Annotated in this window: 17 protein-coding genes; 9 read left to right on the plus strand and 8 right to left on the minus strand. The window is 59.7% G+C overall.

Translation table 11 applies throughout. The annotated features are described in order from the left end of the window. Window positions 1–11 precede the first annotated feature (11 nt). Window positions 12–1211: an efflux RND transporter periplasmic adaptor subunit gene (locus tag ASF70_RS05730; RefSeq protein WP_113111521.1), complete on the minus strand. Its 1200-nt coding sequence runs from the start codon at window positions 1209–1211 to the stop codon at window positions 12–14. Window positions 1212–1963: 752 nt separating this feature from the next. Here ASF70_RS05730 and ASF70_RS05740 point away from each other — a divergent pair. Next, window positions 1964–4057, plus strand: a complete 2094-nt coding sequence (locus ASF70_RS05740) for a catalase (protein ID WP_062578158.1) — start codon at window positions 1964–1966, stop codon at window positions 4055–4057. A gap of 157 nt (window positions 4058–4214) precedes the next feature. Here the strand turns inward: ASF70_RS05740 and ASF70_RS05745 are convergent, their stop codons facing one another. Then, window positions 4215–5036 carry a DUF1206 domain-containing protein gene (locus ASF70_RS05745; protein ID WP_062459479.1) on the minus strand — a complete coding sequence of 274 codons (822 nt, stop codon included), beginning with the start codon at window positions 5034–5036 and terminating at the stop codon, window positions 4215–4217. A gap of 465 nt (window positions 5037–5501) precedes the next feature. After that, window positions 5502–5804: a hypothetical protein gene (locus tag ASF70_RS05750; RefSeq protein ID WP_156461779.1), complete on the minus strand. Its 303-nt coding sequence runs from the start codon at window positions 5802–5804 to the stop codon at window positions 5502–5504. A gap of 377 nt (window positions 5805–6181) precedes the next feature. Between ASF70_RS05750 and ASF70_RS05755 the strand changes: the two genes are divergently transcribed. The 3 genes from ASF70_RS05755 to ASF70_RS05765 all read left to right on the plus strand — a co-directional run bounded on the left by ASF70_RS05755 (window position 6182) and on the right by ASF70_RS05765 (window position 9646). Continuing rightward, a complete protein-coding gene (locus tag ASF70_RS05755) occupies window positions 6182–7291 on the plus strand; it encodes a PAS domain-containing protein (RefSeq protein ID WP_062578440.1) in 1110 nt (369 codons plus the stop codon). A gap of 13 nt (window positions 7292–7304) precedes the next feature. Beyond that, on the plus strand, window positions 7305–7712 hold the full coding sequence (locus tag ASF70_RS05760) for a response regulator (RefSeq protein ID WP_062578161.1): 408 nt from the start codon (window positions 7305–7307) through the stop codon (window positions 7710–7712). Between the two features lie 137 nt (window positions 7713–7849). After that, a complete protein-coding gene (locus tag ASF70_RS05765; protein WP_062578164.1) occupies window positions 7850–9646 on the plus strand; it encodes a PAS domain-containing sensor histidine kinase in 1797 nt (598 codons plus the stop codon). Window positions 9647–9676: 30 nt separating this feature from the next. Here ASF70_RS05765 and ASF70_RS05770 read toward each other — a convergent pair whose 3' ends face one another. The 4 genes from ASF70_RS05770 to ASF70_RS05785 are packed head-to-tail and all read right to left on the minus strand — an operon-like array spanning window position 9677 to window position 14390. Continuing rightward, window positions 9677–10324, minus strand: coding sequence for a hypothetical protein (locus ASF70_RS05770; protein ID WP_062578166.1), 648 nt, complete (start codon window positions 10322–10324; stop codon window positions 9677–9679). 2 nt (window positions 10325–10326) lie between these two features. Then, window positions 10327–11463, minus strand: a complete 1137-nt coding sequence (locus tag ASF70_RS05775) for a glycosyltransferase (protein ID WP_062578168.1) — start codon at window positions 11461–11463, stop codon at window positions 10327–10329. A gap of 12 nt (window positions 11464–11475) precedes the next feature. Further along, window positions 11476–12342: a galactosyltransferase-related protein gene (locus tag ASF70_RS05780; RefSeq protein ID WP_062578170.1), complete on the minus strand. Its 867-nt coding sequence runs from the start codon at window positions 12340–12342 to the stop codon at window positions 11476–11478. Beyond that, entirely contained in the window at window positions 12324–14390 is a 2067-nt protein-coding gene (locus ASF70_RS05785) for an HAD-IIB family hydrolase (protein WP_062578172.1), read from the minus strand. Before ASF70_RS05785 ends, ASF70_RS05780 begins: the two co-directional genes overlap by 19 nt. A 31-nt stretch (window positions 14391–14421) precedes the next feature. On the opposite strand from ASF70_RS05785, the gene ASF70_RS05790 reads away from it, so the two are divergent. The 4 genes from ASF70_RS05790 (at window position 14422) to ASF70_RS05805 (ending at window position 18404) form a co-directional block, all read left to right on the plus strand. Continuing rightward, entirely contained in the window at window positions 14422–15492 is a 1071-nt protein-coding gene (locus ASF70_RS05790) for a glycosyltransferase family 4 protein (RefSeq protein ID WP_062578174.1), read from the plus strand. Then, window positions 15492–16682, plus strand: a complete 1191-nt coding sequence (locus ASF70_RS05795; protein ID WP_062578176.1) for a glycosyltransferase family 4 protein — start codon at window positions 15492–15494, stop codon at window positions 16680–16682. Before ASF70_RS05790 ends, ASF70_RS05795 begins: the two co-directional genes overlap by 1 nt. Beyond that, entirely contained in the window at window positions 16679–17275 is a 597-nt protein-coding gene (locus ASF70_RS05800; protein ID WP_062459445.1) for a hypothetical protein, read from the plus strand. The genes ASF70_RS05795 and ASF70_RS05800 overlap by 4 nt, the downstream gene beginning before the upstream one ends. Window positions 17276–17384: 109 nt before the next feature. Next, on the plus strand, window positions 17385–18404 hold the full coding sequence (locus ASF70_RS05805) for a L,D-transpeptidase (protein WP_062578178.1): 1020 nt from the start codon (window positions 17385–17387) through the stop codon (window positions 18402–18404). Here ASF70_RS05805 and ASF70_RS05810 read toward each other — a convergent pair. Beyond that, on the minus strand, window positions 18370–19029 hold the full coding sequence (locus ASF70_RS05810) for a GntR family transcriptional regulator (RefSeq protein ID WP_200943527.1): 660 nt from the start codon (window positions 19027–19029) through the stop codon (window positions 18370–18372). The two genes, ASF70_RS05805 and ASF70_RS05810, sit on opposite strands and share 35 nt — an antisense overlap. Before the next feature lie 312 nt (window positions 19030–19341). Here ASF70_RS05810 and ASF70_RS05815 point away from each other — a divergent pair, with 312 nt between their 5' ends. Then, window positions 19342–20109 (plus strand): 5-oxoprolinase subunit PxpA, encoded by a 768-nt coding sequence (locus ASF70_RS05815; protein WP_062578181.1) that lies wholly within the window; start codon window positions 19342–19344, stop codon window positions 20107–20109. The last annotated feature ends 41 nt before the right edge of the window (window positions 20110–20150 follow it).

The following is a 20150-nucleotide window of genomic DNA, read 5'->3' on the forward strand; positions in this document are numbered from 1 at the left end:
TAACCTGGTCCTTACTTCTTCGCCGGCTCTGCAGGAGCCGCATTGGCGTCGCCTTGCGCCGACTGCTCCGTCGCCGGCTTGTCCGCGGACCAGGGCTCAGGCTTAACGGTGGCGCCGGGAGCCGTCTTCTGGAACCCCTCCGCAATCACGCGGTCGCCGGCCTTGAGGCCCTGCGAGATGACCCAGCGTTCGCCAAGCGCACGACCGACGGTGACGCGGCGCTGCTCGACCTTGTCTTCGGCGCCGACCACGAGCACGCTCGCCTGGCCGCCGGAATCGCGCTGCAGGGCCTGCTGCGGCACGGCGAAGGCGTCGCGCTCCAGACCTTCCTCGATCTGCACGCGGACATACATGCCCGGGAGGAGATCCCCATTGGTATTGGGGAATTCACCGCGCAGGGTCACCTGCCCAGTGGTTTCATCGACCGCTGCTTCCGAAAACAGCAAACGGCCCGTTTCCGGGTATTTGGTGCCGTCGTCGAGCATGAGATAGGCGTTCGCCTCGTTCGGTCCCGTCATCAGCTTGCCGTCCTGCAGCGCCTTGCGCAGGCGGATCAGATCGGCGGCCGGTTGGGTGAAGTCCGCATAGATCGGGTCGAGCTGCTGGATGGTCGCGAGGTTTTCAGAGCCAGTCGAGCTGACCAGGGCGCCTTCCGTGATCAGCGCACGGCCGATGCGGCCGCTGATTGGTGCCGTGACATTGGCGTATTGCAGGCTGAGCTCGGCCTGGGCAAGGCCGGCCTGGGCGACGGCGACTTGAGCGTCCGCCTGCGCCAGTGCAGAGATCGCGGTATCGAGGTCCTGGCGAGTGGCGACGTTCGATTTGCTGAGCTGGGTCTGACGATCGGCGGTCTGGCGAGCCTGCATCTGCGCTGCCTGCGCACTCCGAAGCGTGGCCTGCGCGCTGTCGACCTGAACCTGGAACGGTGCCGGGTCGATGCGGTAAAGCACGTCGCCCGCCTTGACGATGGAGCCCTGTTCGAAGACGCGCTCGACGATAATCCCGGAGATACGCGGGCGCACCTCGGCGAGACGGGTCGGAGCGATACGTCCGGGCAGATCGCTGGTGATCGGCAAGGTCTCGGGCTGTACCGTCACCACTCCAACGGGCGATGGCGGCGGCGCCGGAGGTGCTGCGGCTTCTTCCTTCTGGCACCCGACGAGGGCGAGGAGGCAGGTGATGGTCAGGATAGATCGCAACGCCTTAGGCATCGAGTGCTCCGCACAAGGATAGTTTACATACAGTCGGGCACGTATATAACCGCCGTCTAGTTTTGTGCAATGCACATAATCGGTGGTTCACGAAGGATTTACGGATGCTGTCAGGATTTTTCGGAGCGGTTGAAGATACACCTGTTTCTCCGGCGAAAGCCGTCGTCGTTGCGATTTCGAGCGACGGCCTGGCTGACGTCGCGACGGCTGAGGACGGGCAATGAACACCGTTACCTGCCATGGACACACCATTCGGATGCTGAACATCAGCGGCACTCTTTGGATCGCGGCACCTGACGCGCTTCGTGCGCTGGGCGTCGATATTGCGCGTAAGGGTGCAAGTGTTCACCTGCAGAAGCTGCCGCGAACGGAAGTGAGACTTGTCACGTCATCCCAGTATCCGGACCTTTTCGCGGGGCGCCGCGGAAACCCGAGGATGAACCTCGTGACAGAGCAAGGGCTTGCTTTGCTACGAGAGCAATCGGGAAAGTTCTGCGTGGGATAGGCATCTCTCCCCGCCGGAACCGCGTCACCGCAGTGCCTCATCGAACGCCGGTCAGGCCACGAATGCCGGCACAGCGGACTACGAGACGCCTTTACTGACCACTCTCGGGAGCCAGCCCACAGCCACCTCCGGTGCCTGACCTGCAGCTTTGAAAGCAATCCCTTAGATAATCTCTCCGACGGACGCTTGCCGCAGCGTCGCGCGGGCATATCTGTTGCTGGATTGAATTCGAGCAAAGGACCATCCAATGGCTGACCCGACGACATACGATACGGACCGCGGTGAAGGCGGCGAGACCCACCAGCATGTTCCGTCCGATGGCTCGCATCCTGCTCAGGCCCACCTGACGACAAACCACGGCGTTCGGATCTCCGACAATCAGAACAGTCTCAAATCCGGCAATCGCGGTCCGAGCCTGCTTGAGGACTTCGTTCTCCGCGAGAAAATCTTTCATTTCGACCACGAACGCATCCCTGAGCGCATCGTGCATGCCAGAGGCTCTGCCGCACACGGTTACTTCGAGCTCACGGAATCCCTCAGTGACGTGACAAAAGCCGACGTGTTTCAGCGTGTAGGGGACAAGGTTCCGGTTTTCGTCCGCTTCTCGACCGTTGCAGGCGGCGCTGGCTCTGTCGATACCCCTCGCGACGTTCGCGGCTTCGCCGTCAAATTCTACACGCAGGAAGGAAACTGGGATCTGGTCGGCAACAACATTCCGGTCTTCTTTATCCAGGATGCAATCAAGTTTCCCGATCTCATTCACTCGGTGAAAATGGAAGCTGACCGCGCCTATCCGCAGGCCGGCAGCGCGCACGGTACCTTCTGGGATTTCGCGTCGCTCATGCCTGAGACGACCCACATGCTTCTATGGGCCATGTCGGACCGTGGCATTCCGCGCTCGCTGCGCATGATGCAGGGCTTCGGCATTCACACGTTCCGCTTCGTCAACGAAGAGGGCAAGTCGACCTTCGTGAAGTTCCACTGGAAGCCGAAGCTCGGCGTTCAGTCGACGATCTGGGATGAGGCGCTCAAGCTTCAGGCCGCCGACAACGACTACCACCGTCGCGATCTCTGGGAAGCCATCGACAGTGGTGATTTTCCGGAATGGGAGCTCGGCGTTCAGCTTTTCGACGAGGAATTCGCAAGCAAGCTCCCCTACGACGTGCTCGACTCCACCAAGATCATCCCCGAAGAGATTTTGCCGGTCAAGATCGTCGGTCGGCTTGTGCTTGATCGCAACCCCGATAACTTCTTCGCCGAAACGGAACAGGTGGCTTTCCTGCCGTCGAACGTCGTCCCGGGAATCGACTTCTCCAACGATCCGCTGTTGCAGGGCCGGTTGTTCTCCTATCTGGATACCCAGAAATCGCGTCTCGGCACTGCCAATTTCCATCAGCTGCCGATCAACGCGCCGAAGTGCCCCATGCAGAACTTCCAGCGTGACGGCATGATGCAGATGAGCGTTCCGAAGGGTCGTGCCAATTACGAACCCAACAGCCTCTCAATGGCTGGAGAAGAAGGCGGCCCACGCGAGTGTCCCGCAACTGGATTCCGGTCGTTCGAACGGGCGACAGGTGATCAGGAACAGGGCGACAAGCTGCGGGTCCGCGCCGAGCTCTTTGCCGACCATTACAGCCAGGCACGGATGTTCTGGAAGTCGCAGACAGCGTCCGAGCAAGCGCATATCGCGTCGTCTTTCGTGTTCGAGCTTTCCAAGGTCGAGTTCGATCACGTTCCGCCGCGCGTTCTTGGCAATCTCCTGAACGTTGACGAGGAGTTGGCGCAGCGGGTCGCCGATGGTCTCGGAATCGACCTTCCGGCTGCCAATCCGGCTGCACGGGAACCGGTCGATCTCGATCCGTCGCCAGCCCTGTCGATCCAGAAGAACATGGTCGAGACGGTCGAGGGTCGAAAGATCGGCATCCTTATTGCTGATGGCACCGATGCGAAGGCATTGAGTGATCTGAAGAACGCCATCAGCCAGGCTGGCGCCACCGCATTCGTCGTTGCGCCTAAGATCGGAAAGGCAAAACTGTCCGACGGCAACGTAACGAAAGCCGATGGTCAGCTCGCCGGTTCGCCGTCACAGCTCTTCGACGCGGTCGCGGTTCTCCTCTCGAAGGAAGGCAGCGACATGCTGACCCGAGAAGCAGCAGCGGTCCAGTGGGTGATGGATGCGTTCGGCCACCTCAAGGCTATCGGCCATACGAACGAGGCCCAGCCACTGCTGCAGAAAGCCGGCGTCGAAACCGATGACGGTGTTGTCGGGATGGACGGCTTCCTGAAGGCCGCTGCAAAGCGGTACTGGGATCGCGAACCCAAGGTGCGCATGCTCGCCTAACGCAATAAATCGCCCGGCGTGTCACTGCTTTCGTGGCATGCCGGATATAGCAAATGAGGGGGTGGGAACGGACCGTTCCCACCCCCTCACGCGTTTATGATGGTCGCGATTTCGATGACCAGCTGAGTTCAGGATCCCAGTCAACGGTCCCGATCGGCTAGTTGAAGGGCCGGCTGACAGTGCGCTTGACGTCTGCCATGGAGGGGCCACGGACTGTCCGGTATCTTGCGGCGACAAGGTTATAGATACCGAACGCTGCGAGCCCGGCTGCGATGACGATGAAGATGGTCGCACCGCCCGGCAGCTCGCTCAACCAGTCCATCGCGTCAGCCATGCCGCCAGCTTGATCAGGATCGACCTTGAAGCCGGCATAGGCAAACAGGATGCCGACAACGGCAAAGACGACACCGCGGGCGACGAGACCGTATACACAGACATAAGTGAGCCAGCTGGCGTTGCTCGGGATGCTGATATACTTCTCGAATTTCCGCGTCAGGCCCTTTATCATGGTAACGACACCTCCTGCGAACAGTCCAATGCCGGCGATGATGGCGAGGTAGGAGCCGAAAGGTTGGGACATGATCCATGTCGCCAGGCCCTTCTCTCCAGAACCACCGCCTCCGCCGCCCGAAAAGACCGAAAGCCCGATTGCGTAGATCCCGAGACCGACATAGGTCACGGCGCTGCCGAGAAGGCTTGCTCGAATGACCATTCCTTTGGCATCGCTGCCATGTCCGTCACTGTCGGCCAGAGCCTGGGCAAGCCGCCAGGCCACAAAACAGAAAAGCCCGATGCCGATTATCCCGACCCACACCTTGCCGAACGGTTGATCCAGCAACGACGATATGGCCGACTTGCTTTCGGGACGACCGCCGCCGAAGCTCGAAAACAGCGCCAACGCCGCAACCAGAAGAAAAACGACACCTCGCGCGGCATAGCCGAACTTAGCTAGCATCTCAAAACGAAATTCCTGCGGCACGCGCTTCTCCCTGGACGACGTCGGTAAAGGATCGAAACGCTCGGTACGGCATAAGGTTGTCGAAAACTACAGGTGAACCTCAAAGAAGAACCGCATCGCCTTCGTTCACATCCCTGTTTGCCACAAAGCGCAAGCTGCAGCGCCAAAGCGCAGGCCGGTCGAGCGCGCCTTATGGCTCGCCCAAAACGAAAAAGCCTGCCGCGGGAGGAGGTGCGGCAGGCTTTTCGAAAAGATCGAACAACGGCTGGGAGGAGGAGTGCCGCTGTTCTGCCAGACGCCCATTGGGAGGAGTGGGTCGCCTGGAACACGAAGCTCTGCGGGAGGAGGTGCATTGCTTCGTTGGAAGACTGGATATTCCATTTATCCGAATGTAGAAAGGCAGCATGTTGCAGTGCAGCTATGCACAATACGCGGCACTACCTCGTTGACGGCTTGAGGATGAGTGCCCATGAGCCACGTTCTCTCCTAGAATTTTCTGACCGGTGACGGAGCTTTGTCGGATCGGCCTGGTTTTTTCTTTGGAGCCTCAGACGCGAATGCTGCGGGCGGGTACCAGTAGCCGTCGCTGTGGCGCCGGTAGCCCTGACGGCGTTCCTTCATACCGCGGTGGCCCTTGAGCATATGCTGTTTGCCCTGTTGTTTCTGGACAAGCTGAACGTCACCCCTGGAAAGCGGCTTCGCCCCCATCATCTGGGCATTGGCAGTGGAGATCCCGGTCAGCACGAGTATGCCGACCAATCCTGTCGCGAGGTATGCAGAGTATTTCAATGTCAGCTCCTTTGATAGCAAGCGAACAACAGCAAAAGCTCCTCGCGGTTCCTATCAGGGATCTGACATTTACGTTTATTTACAGTTATTTACACTTACTGAAAAGCGCTTGATCAGCAAGCGAGAGGCGCTCAGGGATATCGGCGCGAACCGATCATATGAGATGGTTGTCACCCGAGTGCTCGTTTCCCGCTGCATCGGTCTTTGGTGTTGTCCCGGTGATATCCCGCACGACGATCGAGATCTGTGCGCTGTTTAGATGCGGCCTCTGAAGCGGCCGCGTGACACAAAGCACCCAAACCGTCGTGTGGCTTTACCGCGCGGAACATTTAGCTAAGAGCACGCGTTGGAAAGCAAATTGTAAATTAGGCATGCTCATGAACGACTCGATCTCGGCGAAAAGGGGGGCACAGGACGCCGGGGACAAGCTTCTTGCAGAGCATTCTTCCAAGGATCCCTTCTCCGCAGCATTCAAAGCAACCCGGATGCCGATGATCATCACGGATCCGCGCCAGTACGACAATCCGATCATCTTTTCCAACAAGGCCTTTAGTGACCTGACCGGATATCCGGCGGACGAACTGGTGGGACGCAACTGCCGTTTTTTGCAAGGACCCGAGACCGACCCAGCGGCAGTTCAGAAGATAAGGGAAGCGATCAGGGACCAGAGGTCGATCGCGATCGATATCGTCAACCACCGGAAAGACGGCTCGACATTTTGGAACGCTCTTTTCATCAGCCCTGTGTTCGACGATCAGGGCGATCCGCTCTACTACTTCGCGTCGCAGCTTGATTTCACGGACGACAAGACGTTGGAGATGCAGTCCGCTTCGGCGCGTCGGAGAGCCGAGGCGGAGGTCGCTGCCCGAACAGCAGAACTCACCCAAGCCCTCGAGGCAAAGACGACCCTCGTCCACGAGGTCGACCACCGCGTCAAGAACAACCTGCTGACCATCGCTTCGATCGTGAAACTCAAGGCCAGGAAAACACGGGACGAAACGGTCCGGCATACGCTCCTGTCGGTCCTCAACCGTGTCGAGGCCCTTAGCACGGTGCAACGCAAGCTCTTCATGTCGAACGACGTCGGTCGCTTCGATGTCGCCGACTTCGCCCGCGATCACGTTATCGACCTTGTAAGATCGCTCGGGCGCGACGATATCCGGATCACCATGGATCTGTCACCGGTTCTTGTGCCCGCCGCCAAGGCCTCCCCACTGTCTCTGATCGTCAATGAACTCATTGGCGATGCGGTCCGACGCGGATTGAGCGTGGGCGGTGGAGAGATCCACCTCGTGGTCAATCGTCCAAACGGGCATTTCATCATCGAAGTCCGCGATACGGCCGATCCAGTCGACGTCGACGAAGAGGATAACGAATTCGGACGGCTGATGCTGGAGACGTGCTGCCGTCAGGTCGAGGCCGAGATCGAACGTGAGGTAGAGGGTCGGCGAACCACTGTCCGCATCATCTTGCCGCTAGATAGCTGATATGGAGCATAGCTTGAAAATCATGATCGTTGAAGACGAGGCCCTTCTGGCGCTTGAGCTCGAAGAAGAAGTCGAGGCGGCGGGCCATTCTGTAATCGGTCAGGCCATGAACCGGAAAAAGGCGCTGGCCATTCTGGAAGGCCAGATACCGGAATTTGCCTTTGTCGATGTGCATCTGACCGATGGCCCGACCGGACTCGAGGTCGGGCGCCACCTTGCCGACCGGGGGATCCCGTACGTATTCATCACCGGAAACCTGAAGCGCATTCCGGAAGATTTCGTCGGTGCAATCGGTGTAATCGAAAAGCCGTATACGATGAACGGCTTGAAGAATGCTCTCGAATACATCGCGCGACTTCTGCGCGGCGACATCGGGTTGACCGTTCCACCCAGCATTATCGTCGCGCCGCCTGCATCGTGACTGAGACTGATTGAACTACCGGGAACTCCCCGCAACATTCACCCACTGCCGTCTCGCGGCTACCTTGCACTCGCAGTTCAGAAACGGCCGACAATGACTTCGACACGGATATCCATACGCTTGCGATCGGATACACAATGAACACGGTATCCCAGCGACCGCACGAAGTCGCATTGGCAAACACGATGGACGTTGCTCTCATGGCGGAAATCCTGTCCGCGAGCGACGACTGTATCAAGGTTATCGACCTCGCCGGCAACATTACGTTCATGAGCGCTGGCGGCATGCGCGTCATGGAAATCGACGATTTCGAAACCATCCGCAACTGTCCTTGGCCTGATTTCTGGAAAGACGACGGGAACGCGGCAGCGCGCGAAGCGCTTGAGGCTGCGCGCTCCGGACGGAGCTGTAGCTTTGTCGGGACGGCGGAAACGGCCAAAGGAAACTCGCGGTGGTGGGAAGTGAAAGTTTCCCCAATCCTTGGAGGAGACGGCAAGCCCGATCGGATCCTGTCCATCTCCCGCGACATCACAGGAACGAAAAAGGCGGAACAGGCAGCTATTCGCTCCGAGCGCCGGATGAAGGAAACTCTCGAGGCTGGAAGCCTCGGGTATTGGGAGCTCGACCTCGCGACGATGGCACTCCAGACCTCTGACGTGTGCCGGGAAAACTTCGGTCGTCACAGGGACCAGTCCCTCAGCTATGACGATCTGCAGAACGCTATCCATCCCGACGACTTGCCCCGCATGCAAGCCGCGGTGGAGGAAACCCTGGAAGGAAGCTCGGACTACGATGTCCAGTACCGCGTCATCCGTCCCGACGGTGTTGTGGCCTGGGTGCTCGCGCGTGGCCAGCTCGTCCACGATGACCGGGGGCAGGCCGTCGCGATGTGCGGCGTATCGCTCGATATCACCGAGCTCAAATCCATGCAGGACAAGCTTTCACGAAGCGAAGAGCGCCTGCAGCTTGCTCTCGGCGCATCGACAATGGTCGGCATCTGGGATTGGGATCTGAAGACGAACCTGATCTATGCCGACCCCAACTTCGCCGAAATCTATACGGTAGAACCGGGTCGCGCAGCCGCCGGCGCGCCGCTAGAGGAATACACCCGGAATTTCCATCCCGACGACATGCCAGCGTTCGAAGCGGAACTGGGGCGGTTGTTCGAGGGACAGTCGACCTTCGATAACGAATACCGCATCATTCAGCCAGGTGGCGGTGTTCGCTGGGTCCACGCAAAGGGCCGTCTTATCCGCGACTCTTCCGGCGAGCCCGTGCGTTTTTCGGGTGCATCTGTCGAAATCACCGAGCGTAAGCAGGCCGAAGAAACGCAAAAGCTGCTGATGCACGAACTCGCGCACCGGGTCAAAAACACGCTTGCCGTGGTGCAGGCCATCACCACCCAGTCTTTGCGCAATGCCCAGACGGTGGACGATGCGCGCGACAAGATCCAGTCGCGCCTCTCCGCTCTTTCCAAAGCGCATGACATGCTGACGCAAGAGGATTGGCGCGGAGCCGAATTGCGCGATGTGGTGGCCAACACTGTCTGCAATATCGGGATGCAGGACAGCGACCGCGTCAAGGTTCGTGGGACGACCGTCATGCTCGGACCCCAGGCTGCCATGTCCTTCGGCCTGGTACTTCACGAGTTGATGACCAACGCCGTCAAATACGGTGCGCTTTCCAACGAGGTTGGCCATATCGATATCGAGTGGTCTGTCGTGCCACAGGGTGGCGAGAACAGGCTTCAGTTTAGTTGGATCGAAGTGGACGGACCCATCGTCGCCGTTCCAGAGCATAAGGGTTTCGGATCAAAACTGATCAAGTCGAGCCTGGGCTCGATGGGATCTGTTGATGTCGCATATAATCCCACAGGACTTGTGCTGAAGATGGATGCGTCAATGGCTCAAATCGGGGCGGTGCTCACAGTCTGAGGTGGCAGCAGCTAGCACTTCCCGACAGTGCTAGCTGTTCAGCCATGCGTCCTTGACGTCGGCCGTCGCGTTGTCGGGCTTGGAATCCCCAATGAAGATCAGTACCGGTCCGCTGTTCTTGCGAACCGGATCGTAGAAATCGAGTAGATTAGGATACTCGTTTTGGATGAAGCCCGGGAACGGTTGCTGGTCGCGTAGGAAATGGTCGACCACGACCTGGTCGCCGTGCACGGAGTTGGGAACGGTTCCGCAACTGCCCGGCGCAATCCAGTGATCCGGATCGCGTTTGAACCGCTCGTACAGAAACGAGAAATCGTCTTTGTTCCAGCGCATCAACGCGGTCGACGCTCGAGACTTCAGGAAATGATCCTCCATCACAACGGCATCGCCTTTTGATGCAAGCTCGCTGGCCGAGGACATGAAGATCGTGTCCAGGTCGCAGAGTATGTTGACATCGTCGGAGAGCTCGGGACGGAAAGCCTCGAATTTCGACCACCACTTCGGCCAGTCATGGCGAAATTTGACGGTCTCGACACCGTCCATTGCCTCATTGAAATCCGTGACACAGACGATGCGATCAAGGCCTGCAATATGCCGCCTCGCCCCGCGGGCAAGGCGTTCCACCCAGATCGGCTCGTAGCGCCCCCCGGAGCGCAGGACGGTCGTCAACGTGACCATGATCAGACGACCTTGAGCAACGGGCTTGCAATATGCTGCGCACCACCCATCCAGAGCTGGTCGCAGAGCTCTTCCAGCCAGTTTGCGGCCCTGGCCGCAGCGGCCGGCTCGTGCAGAGTTGCAAGTGCTTCCGTGTCGAGCTCTTCGGCACGCTGCAGAAGCCCCCGCCATCCCTCGTAATCTCCCGGCCAGTATGGAGCGGAAACCGCTGCGCCAAGTCGGACGAGCTCGGATGCCTTGCGATGCTGTTCGGAAAAATACCGCCATTCGGGCATCACCACGAATTTCCGGGCCGCACGCGCAATCTCATGAACCGTGTTGTCGCCAGCGGAGGCCACAACGATATCGGCCGCTGCGATATGGTCCGTGACGTTGTCGACCCAGCCGAGTTCCTTCAAATTGGGGAAATCCGTCTCATGGCCTTCCCGCAGAACAGGACCGGCGACGAGCCACAGCGCATCCGGGACGGCTCGTGCGGCAATCGTCAGCGGCGCATAGGGCGTGCCGCTGCCGCCGCCACCTGTCATGACCAGCACGATCTTCTGATCCGAGGGCAGCCCAAGTCTCTGGCGTGCCTCTGCACGGGACAGAACCTGATCGCGGGTGGTGCAAAGACCACCCGTATAGAACGTCTTGTCGCGAAGATGGCGCGGATAGTCCTGCTGCTCCATACGCTCGTCGAACGGCGCCAGAATGCCGACCATCGCTTCGTAGGATCCGATATGACCGACGTCGTTGCGGTCGCCGTGGAGGCGCATCTGAACTGTTGGGGTGGAGCAGATCCGACCCAACATTCCGATCTCCGACGACACGTCCACGACAAACAGACCAATATCGCGGTCGTCGAGATGCTCGACGATCTTGCGCATCGTTTTCCGCATCGACGGCAGGCCCAAGGGAACGCAGTGCATGACCGATGGTGTAGGCTCATCGAACAGCCGCGCGGTCGGGACCGGTTCGCCGATCATGTTCGGCAGTGCGACGACTTCGACGCTTGAGCTTACGGACTCGAAATAGTCCGGCCCGGCCGTCAGAACAGAGACCTGCCTGTCCTGGCTGAAATGCTCGGCAATGGCCATGATACGGTTGGCATGTCCGCGGCCCTGATGATGGGCGAAAAACGCGATTGGCTTTTTCATACTCGATAATTCCTATGAATACAGAACGGTACCGGGCTGTCGCGCGGCCTCAATTTCAGTCGGGTCCGGAAAGCGCAGGACGTCCAGCGCATCACCATCCTCCGCCCATCGGATCAGCCCCGCCTCGCGGAACTGGCCAAGCCAGTAGCCCATGCACCAGCGGCCATGCTTTTCCTGAAAGAGGCGGGCATTGCGAAGGATCGGGTCGAAGTTGTGCAGAGGCGGTATGAGGACCGGGTGATGCTGGTGGTAGACGCGCGCGCCACCCACCCGGTAGGTCTTCACTCCGGCCTGCTCTGCCGATGCGGCGAAGTCGGTTTCTTCCCCGCCATAACCGACGAAGCGCTCATCCATACCGCCGATCGCTTGCCACGTGCTTTTTCGCAGCGCGAAGGACAGGCCCCAAAGCTGGCCGCCATCCGGTTCCTGCTCGACACGGCCGAATTCAGGAAACCGAGGCTTGGAGACATGCGGTTTGCCGAGCTCGTCGAGCACACCGTAGTCTCCCCGGAAGTCGATCACTTCGGCAGGCAGATACAGAACTTCGCTCAGACAGATACCGTCATGCTCGTTCAAGGCGGCAGAGTAGGACTCAACAACCGTTGGCGACGCGATGCAGTCAACGTCGAGAAACATGAGTCTATCCCCCGACGCCGCGTTTGCCGCCGCGTTCCGCGCCTTGGCAAGCGGCAAGTCCTCTCCCTCGACGAACACGTGCTTGACCGGAAACGGCAGGCTCGGCAGATCCTCGAAAGGCTCCGGCTGCATCCAGGTGATCACGAGCTCCTTGGGAAGGCACGACTGCTCCCCAAGGCTGCGCATCAGGTTGGCGAGATGTCGCTCGCGGCCACGAACCAGGGTCAGGACACTGAGAGACATTCAGCCTCCGCCTGTCTGCGGAAGTGGAGAACGCCTTCGATGATGCCTGCCGCATGGGTTTCTGAGGCGATATAGGAATGGCTGAGTGCAGGAAGCGTGGCCAGTCCATCCGAGTAGTTGGCGACGATGATCGACTGCGGGATGGCCTGAAGCATCTCGATATCGTTGCCGGAATCGCCGGCGACGAACACCATGTTTTCAGACAGTCCAGCACCACGACGGACGTAGTCAACGGCCGTCCCTTTCGATGCCTTGAGCGGCAGGACGTCGAGGTACCGTCGATGGCTGTGGATCACCGACGCGCGCAAACCGGCCTTTTCCAGCAGTTCCTTGATGCGTGCCACGACGCCGCTCGAGCCGTCACTGAAATAGCTGAGCTTGAAATCGCGCTGTTCGAGCGACGCCTGCGGGGTGAGGAAGCCTGCCTTGCGCAGAACTCTCTCGATGCCGCTTCGGTCCCAGTTCTCGGCGATGCGCTCGGCCCAATTCCGGTCATACTCGTAGGAGACGCCGTTCTCGCTAAGGTGATATATCTCGGATCCGACCGAGGTGATCATGACTTCCGGCCTCGGCACATCCTCCTGTTCGAGAATGGCCATGGCGCTGTGGAAGGAACGACCGGTCGCGACCCCGAAAGACAATCCACTCTGCTGTCGCCGCCAATTGCCAAAGGCATGAAGATGCGGAACCGATCCCACCAGAGTGTTGTCGATGTCGCTGATCAGTAGCTGCGAGGGCTTTTCCGTCTTGGCTGCGGGCTTGTCGATCAGCTCCGAGAGCAGGCCGTGATACCGTTCGGTATGTCGAGCCCAGTCATAACAGGCGACAGCACGTTCGCCGGCCTTGGAGTAAGTCTGCCACGTTTCGGAGCAGCCCAGAATTTTCAGCGCGGCGGAAGCAAGACCGTCCTCGTCGCGCGGGTCTATCAAGACACCGTTGCCGCAGGTCTCGACGATATCATTGGGGCCGCCGCTGTCTGTCGCGATCAACGGCAGACCAACGGCCGAGGCTTCCAGGAGCGTCAATCCGAACGGTTCGTTGAGTGCCGGATTGACGAAAATGCCACCGCGATCGCGAGCATAGGCATAATAGGCTGGCACCAGATCCGGTCGATGCATCTTCGGATAGGCGATCTTGCCGTACAGATCGTAGGTATCGACGAGATGAAGGATTTCGCGCAGGTTGTCCGCGAGATCCGGTTCGAGCTCGTCGATTTCGCAGCGGTTGCCGGCGAGGATCACAAGGTTCGCAGCTTCCTGGAGCGCTGGCGATTTTCCGTAGGCCCGTACAAGCCCGATCAGGTTCTTTTTGGTGACCGGGCGCGCGATGGCAAGCAAGACAGGCTTTATCGGTTCAGCGAGGAAACGGGCGAGCTGGACCTCGACAGTTTCCGATGACTGGGCGCCCTGAAAAGCATCAAGGTCGCTGCCGGGCGGAAGCACGCGGATTTTGCCGGCGTCGTAGTTGTCATACCCCTTGTATTGCAGCTCAGCCTCGTCGCGCGAGGACGCAATGATCAGGGACGCCTGTTCAAGCGCGCATTCTTCCGCCGCAAGACGATGCGTCATGGATGCGTCCGATGCGATTTCCGGCATGGCCGCAATTTTCACCCTGCCGAGCGAATGCCCCGTGAAAACGAAAGGGATGCCCAACTCTGTTTTGATCCGCGCAGCGACGACCGCAGCGTCGGCGTAATGCGCATGGAGAATGTCAGGAAGCCCATGTTCGCGAAGGTGCGCGATCAGCGCGTCGCTGAAGGATGCAACCTCCGCATGCATATCCTCTTTGCTGACATAATCGGGGCGATTGGTACGCAACCGTACAATCGAAATCTGGGGGCTCACGACCTCGGAAGGCCGCTGATAGTCCTCGCCGTGGCCGTGAAAGGCGCGCGTTGCGATCATTATTTTGGAGGCGGTGTCAGAGGCTTCACAAGCGCTGACAAGATCCATCAAGTAGCGGATATGCCCGCCGGTATCGGCCGTTAGCCCATACTCGACATTATTTCCGCGCAGACACCCTTGAAGTGCGACATGAAGAACGAACATACACAACCTTTCTGAGCAACAAGGATACAAAATGCTAGAATGCGCACCGGAACTCCCGAAGCCGATAAGGGTTGCGCAGGTTGCACCAAGTATCTTCCCCGTTCCTCCCCGCGATCATGGCGGAACGGAGCGTGTGATCCACGACCTCTGCGTAGCGATGCAACGCCAGGGTTGTGAGGTTACCCTGTTTGCGGCATCCGATAGCACCACGCCGGTCACCCGTATCGGGTCCCTGCCGAGCTTGCAGTTTCTGGAGAGCGAACACGGCACCGTGCCGCCTTCGATACCGGCAGTGCTCGAAAGCGTGACGTTGGATGAGGTTCGCCAGCGGCTCGCCGAGTTCGACATCCTGCATTTCCACGGCGAGTTCTTTCACGCGACCCTGCTGGGCGATCAGCGCTCGAAATCGCTGACAACGATCCATTGGCGCGTCGACGAGCTTGACCGGAAGCTGTTCTTCAATGCCTTCCCCGACCTGCCGGTCGCGGCCATTTCAGCGTCCCAGCAACGTGGGATCCCAGAAGCCAACCGCGCCGGCGTCGTCCTTCACGGCGTCGACGGAGACCGCTTTGAGCCCTCCTTTGAGCCCGGGTCCTATCTCGCCTTCATCGGGCGCATGACCGACCAGAAGCGGCCGGACAAGGCAATCGACGTTGCGGTCGAGTGCGGTCACCCCATCAAGCTCGCCGGTACGGTTGACGTCGGCAATCCTCTCTATTTCGACACCTATGTCCGGCCGAAGCTTGGCGATGGTGTCGAGTATGTCGGGCCGGTCGGTGATGCGGCCAAGAGCGAGCTGCTCCGCGGTGCGACAGCGCTGCTGTTTCCGATCGACTGGCCGGAACCGTTCGGTCTGGTCATGATCGAGGCCATGGCCTGCGGCACGCCCGTGATTGCGTGGAACAAGGGTTCGGTCTCCGAAGTGGTGGAAGACGGTGTCACCGGCTTTATCGTCGAGAACGAAGCGCAGGCAGTCGAAGCGGTCAACAAGGTGGGAAGCCTCGATCGCCGCCGCATCCGCGCCCGGTTCGAGGAGCGCTTTACCGCAGACCGCATGGCGCGGGACTATATCGAGATATACAAGAGGATGCTGAAGTCGTGATGCGGACAGCGCTTCTCGCCTGGGACTACCCGCCGTCTCCAAGCGGACTTTCGACGGCGGCCAGGGAGATCGCTACGGCGCTCTCTGGCGAGGGCTGCGACGTGACTGTCTTTACGCTCGATCGCTCGGGAGCCGTGGACATAGACGGCGTTCGCGTCGTCGGTTGTGAAATCTCGGATCAATCCCGTATCGGCCGCCTGCGCAGATGGGCTGCGATCGGTCACGCCGCCGCACCGCTGCGGTTCCGCCAGGCCGTTTTGCGTGATCATGCGGCAAAGCCCTTCGACGTGGTGGAAGCAACCAACTGGTACGCGCCAGCGAGTTTGCTGACGGGTCGCCACGGATTTGCGCTTGTGACGCGCAATTCGACGCCCGCTGCCTGGAGCAGGATGGCTGAGCTGCCGGTTCGAGACAAGCTGGACGCGGCGGCTGCGGACTTGCTGGAAAAGAAGCAGGCAGGGTCGAGCGCCGGGCTGATCTCCAATACGGACGAACACGGTCGACGGATCGTCGACCTCTATAAGATCGATAGCCAAATACCGCATCGGACGATCGGTCTTTCGCTGCCGCCTGAATTGCTGAAGACGGCACAGTCATCGCCCTACCCGGCTGGAGAGAAACCTGTCAGAATCCTGTTCGTCGGACGTGCGGAACAGCGCAAGGGTTTTGCAGAGCTGATGGGTGCGGTAGAAATTCTGGCCGCCGAAGTCGCTTCCGGAACACTTCCTCCGTTTCACGTCAATCTGCTCGGCGTGCCGTCCGTCGATCTGCCGTCGCAGATGAGCGCTCGTGCGCGCGAACGGGTAACCGCCCTGGGCCGCCAACCCGACGAAATGCTTCACGACCTCTATCGGCAGGCTCATATCGTTGCGGCACCGTCGCGATACGAAAGCTTCGGACTGGTTTACCAGGAGGCGATTGCGTTCGGGCGGCCCGTGGTTGCGTCGGCTGAAGATCCGAGCGCGCGGGAATTCGTCGGAGCGACCGGAGCCGGGCTACTCGCGGAACGAACGCTTCCCCAGGACATCGCAGCCTCCTTGCGATCCCTTATCCAGTCGCCACAGTTGCGTGAACAACTGCATCATCGCGCCGTGCTGGCAGCCGGCCGTTTCGATAGACCCTATCTCGGTCGCGAGACCATGGCGCTCTACCGGCAGGCAATAGCCAAGTCTGGAAAGGCAAGATCTTGAAGGACGAGACAAACATCCGAGACGAAAGCCATATCGCGATCATCGGCAACTGCCCTGACTTCGTCGATGCCGGGCAGATGACGGATCGCTGTGACTGGGTCACGCGCTTTAACAATACCGCTGGGTTCATGGACGTCTCGGGGACGGAGATCTCCGAACTGGTTCTCGTCAGCCGCGGCGGACAGGCGACTGAATGGCTGGCCGACCCGGAGTTCACCAATCGCCCCGCGATGCGAAAAGCCGCACTGATTACCTTGGTTTTTCCGCCGAGTTCGGATCCCGGCGACGAATGCGGCGCCTTGGAGCTGACGTCGTTGCTGGAGGGCATCGGAAAACGCGTGCGCTATATCGAGCAATCCGTTCACGATCAGGCCCGACAGGAGCTGGAGGCACGTGGCGCGGCGCCGGACGCAGCCTTGAGCTCGGGCTTTGTCTATGCGTTCGAAACCCTCCTCAATCGCCCGGAAGATGCACCGCCTGTGATCGTGGCGGGCTTTTCGTTCGAAGGCTGGGACGGTCATGCCTGGGCCGCCGAAAAGCGCTGGTTCGAAGACATGCAGAAGTCGGGACGGCTCGATATTCGCGGGCTGTAAACCCGTCGTCAGGATAACGGCTGCCGCGTTCTCTGGCTGTCTGAGCCGCTTGCCCGACCAGAATTTCTAAAAGGACGGAACTTCGGTCGGACTCACGCCTTCTAACGCCATGAAAAACAAAATCCTGCTTGTCTCGCTTCTATCCTCAATCACATTCGGAGCCGCGCAAGCGCAGGAATTGACCGCTGAGGTGGTCAATAACGCGGATATTGCGGCTGTTCCGCTAGAGCCAGTCCAGCAGCAGGAGAAGCCTGCCCCGGATCCAGCGATCATTCACCTTCAGGTTCTCCTCGATCGCGCCGGCGCTTCCCCGGGCGTGATCGACGGCCTGGACGGAAACAATGTTCGCAAGGCTGTCGCGGGTTTCGAAGCTCTCCAGAGCCTTCCCGTCGACGGGAAAGTCGACCCCGACGTGGTTACGCGTCTGGCGGACGATCAGCATGTCGTCGGTCCATACCAGATCGATCCCGATGATGCTGCAGACATCGTCGCCGAGATTCCAAAGGATTATGCCGAACAGGCCAAGATGGAGCATCTTGGCTTTACCAGCGTCGCTGAAAAGCTCGCCGAGCGGTTCCATATGGACGTGGACCTCGTGCGTGCGCTGAACCCATCGGCGAAATTCGAGGCAGGCGAAACCATCTTGGTCGCCAACATCGGTGCGCCCCGCGCCGGCGTCGTCAAACGGATAGAAGCTCGTCGCAAGGAAGGACAACTGGTCGCTTACGACGATCAGGATGCTATCATCGCGGTTTATCCGGCCACGATCGGGAGCGAGGATAATCCTTCGCCCTCCGGCAAGCATAAGGTCAACGGCGTCGCCCGTAACCCGACCTATGAATACAATCCAAAAATCAACTTCCAGCAGGGACAAAACAAGTCCAAGCTCACACTCCCGAGCGGTGCCAACAATCCGGTCGGAACGGTATGGATCGATCTGTCGGAGCCGACCTATGGCATTCACGGAACGCCGGAGCCGTCGCTGATCGATAAGGCGGGCTCGCACGGTTGTGTGCGTCTCACGAACTGGGACGCCGAGGAACTGGCCAGCATGGTGAAGCCCGGCGTGATGGTCGAATTCGAAGACGAAAGCGTTACTTCGTCACGCGCGCATAGGCGCCCAGAATGAGCCGTTCGGCGCGCAGAAGGTAGGCCTCGAGCATGATGGATGCTTCCTGCGCGCGACCCGCTTCCAGTTCGGTGAGGATCTCGAGGTTCTGGTCGATGAACGGACCATGCAGCAGCTCCGGATCGCGCAGTAGGCCGAAGACGAGGCGCAGTTCCAGGGATATCTGTGCGTAGAAGGCCGAAAGGCGTGAGCTGTCGGCGAGTTCCACGACGGCTGAATGGAATGCGATATCGGCAGTACCGACGCTCAACCAGTCCTTCGTCTCCCGCGAGAGTGCCGCCGCCTCGACGGCCGCCCGCATTTTCGCAACGCCCGGATGGCGCGGATGCGCATTGGCAATTGCCGAGCATTCGATAACCCGCCGGACGCGGTAGATATCGATGATTGTTGCCATGCTGGGCGTCGAAACGAAAACGCCCCGATTGGCTTCGTATCGCAGCAGCCCTTCCTTGGTCAGAATGCGGAATACTTCGCGCAACGTGTTGCGTGATACCTGCATCTCGTCGCTAAGCGTCAATTCTGAAAGGTGACTGCCGGGAGTAAGCCTGCCGGAGATAACCTGTTCGCGGATACGACTGGCAACGCTTTCGGCAAGCGTCTGCACCGGCTCGCCCGGACGCGCAATCACTGGACCGTTGCCGTCTGGAACAGAAAGTACGCCTTTATCAGCGCCTTGCAGTTTGCGTTCAGCCAAGCCTTTGCCCCTCGCTCCGGATCTCGTCTCAATTTTCGGTAAAGCGCTTCGAACCCCGTCACAAGCGAAATGAGCCGAACTCGAACCCGCATGGTCCACTAAACCGTGCAAAACGCGGGTGACGCATCATTATTGCGCATTTGCCTAACTGTAGAGCAACATATAAAAATTGTTCAACACTCTGGACAGCATTGTTCGCCTTTGTTAGCGTCTAGTCAACGAGGATGAGGGCGCGCGGACAGTATGCTGACCATCGACATCAACAGTGACTTGGGCGAGAGCTTCGGCGCCTGGAAGATGGGTGACGATTCCGCCATGCTCGACGTGGTGAGCAGCGCCAACGTCGCCTGTGGTTTCCACGCCGGCGATCCGGCAGGGATTCTCAAGACAGTGAAGGCCGCCGCAGAACGTGGCGTGGCGATTGGTGCGCATGTCGGCTATCGCGATCTGGCAGGCTTTGGCCGTCGCAACATGGATCCTTCGAGCGAAGAACTGATTGGCGACGTGATCTATCAGATCGGCGCCTTGCAGGGCCTGGCCAAGGCTGCCGGCACCCGCGTTACCTATGTGAAGCCGCATGGCGCGCTCTACAATACGATCGCCATCGACGCGCGGCAGGCAGCCGATGTGATCGCCGCAATCCGGGCCATCGATCCTTCGCTGGTGCTGATGGCGCTGGCCGGTTCACAGCTGGTTGAGCAGGCCCGTAGTGCCGGCCTGACCGTCGTTGCCGAGGCCTTTGCCGATCGCGCCTATACGCCGGAAGGCAACCTTGTCTCCCGCCGCGAAAAAGGCTCGGTCCTGCATGATCCCGAACTCGTGGCCCAGCGGATGCTGCGCATGGTCCGCGACGGTGCGATCGAAGCGATCGACGGCACGATGACGAAGATCGATGCGCAGTCCATCTGCGTGCATGGCGACAGCCCAGGCGCAGTCGCGATCGCGCAGCGGCTGCGCGCGCTTCTGGAAGAATCCGGCCATGCCGTCCAGCCCTTCGCGCCGGCCGTATAACCCGGCATGCATATAGCTCCCCCGTCCATGCCTCGTGATAC

It is taken from the genome of Rhizobium sp. Leaf321 (assembly GCF_001423215.1).
Taxonomy (GTDB): Bacteria; Pseudomonadota; Alphaproteobacteria; order Rhizobiales; family Rhizobiaceae; genus Neorhizobium; species Neorhizobium soli.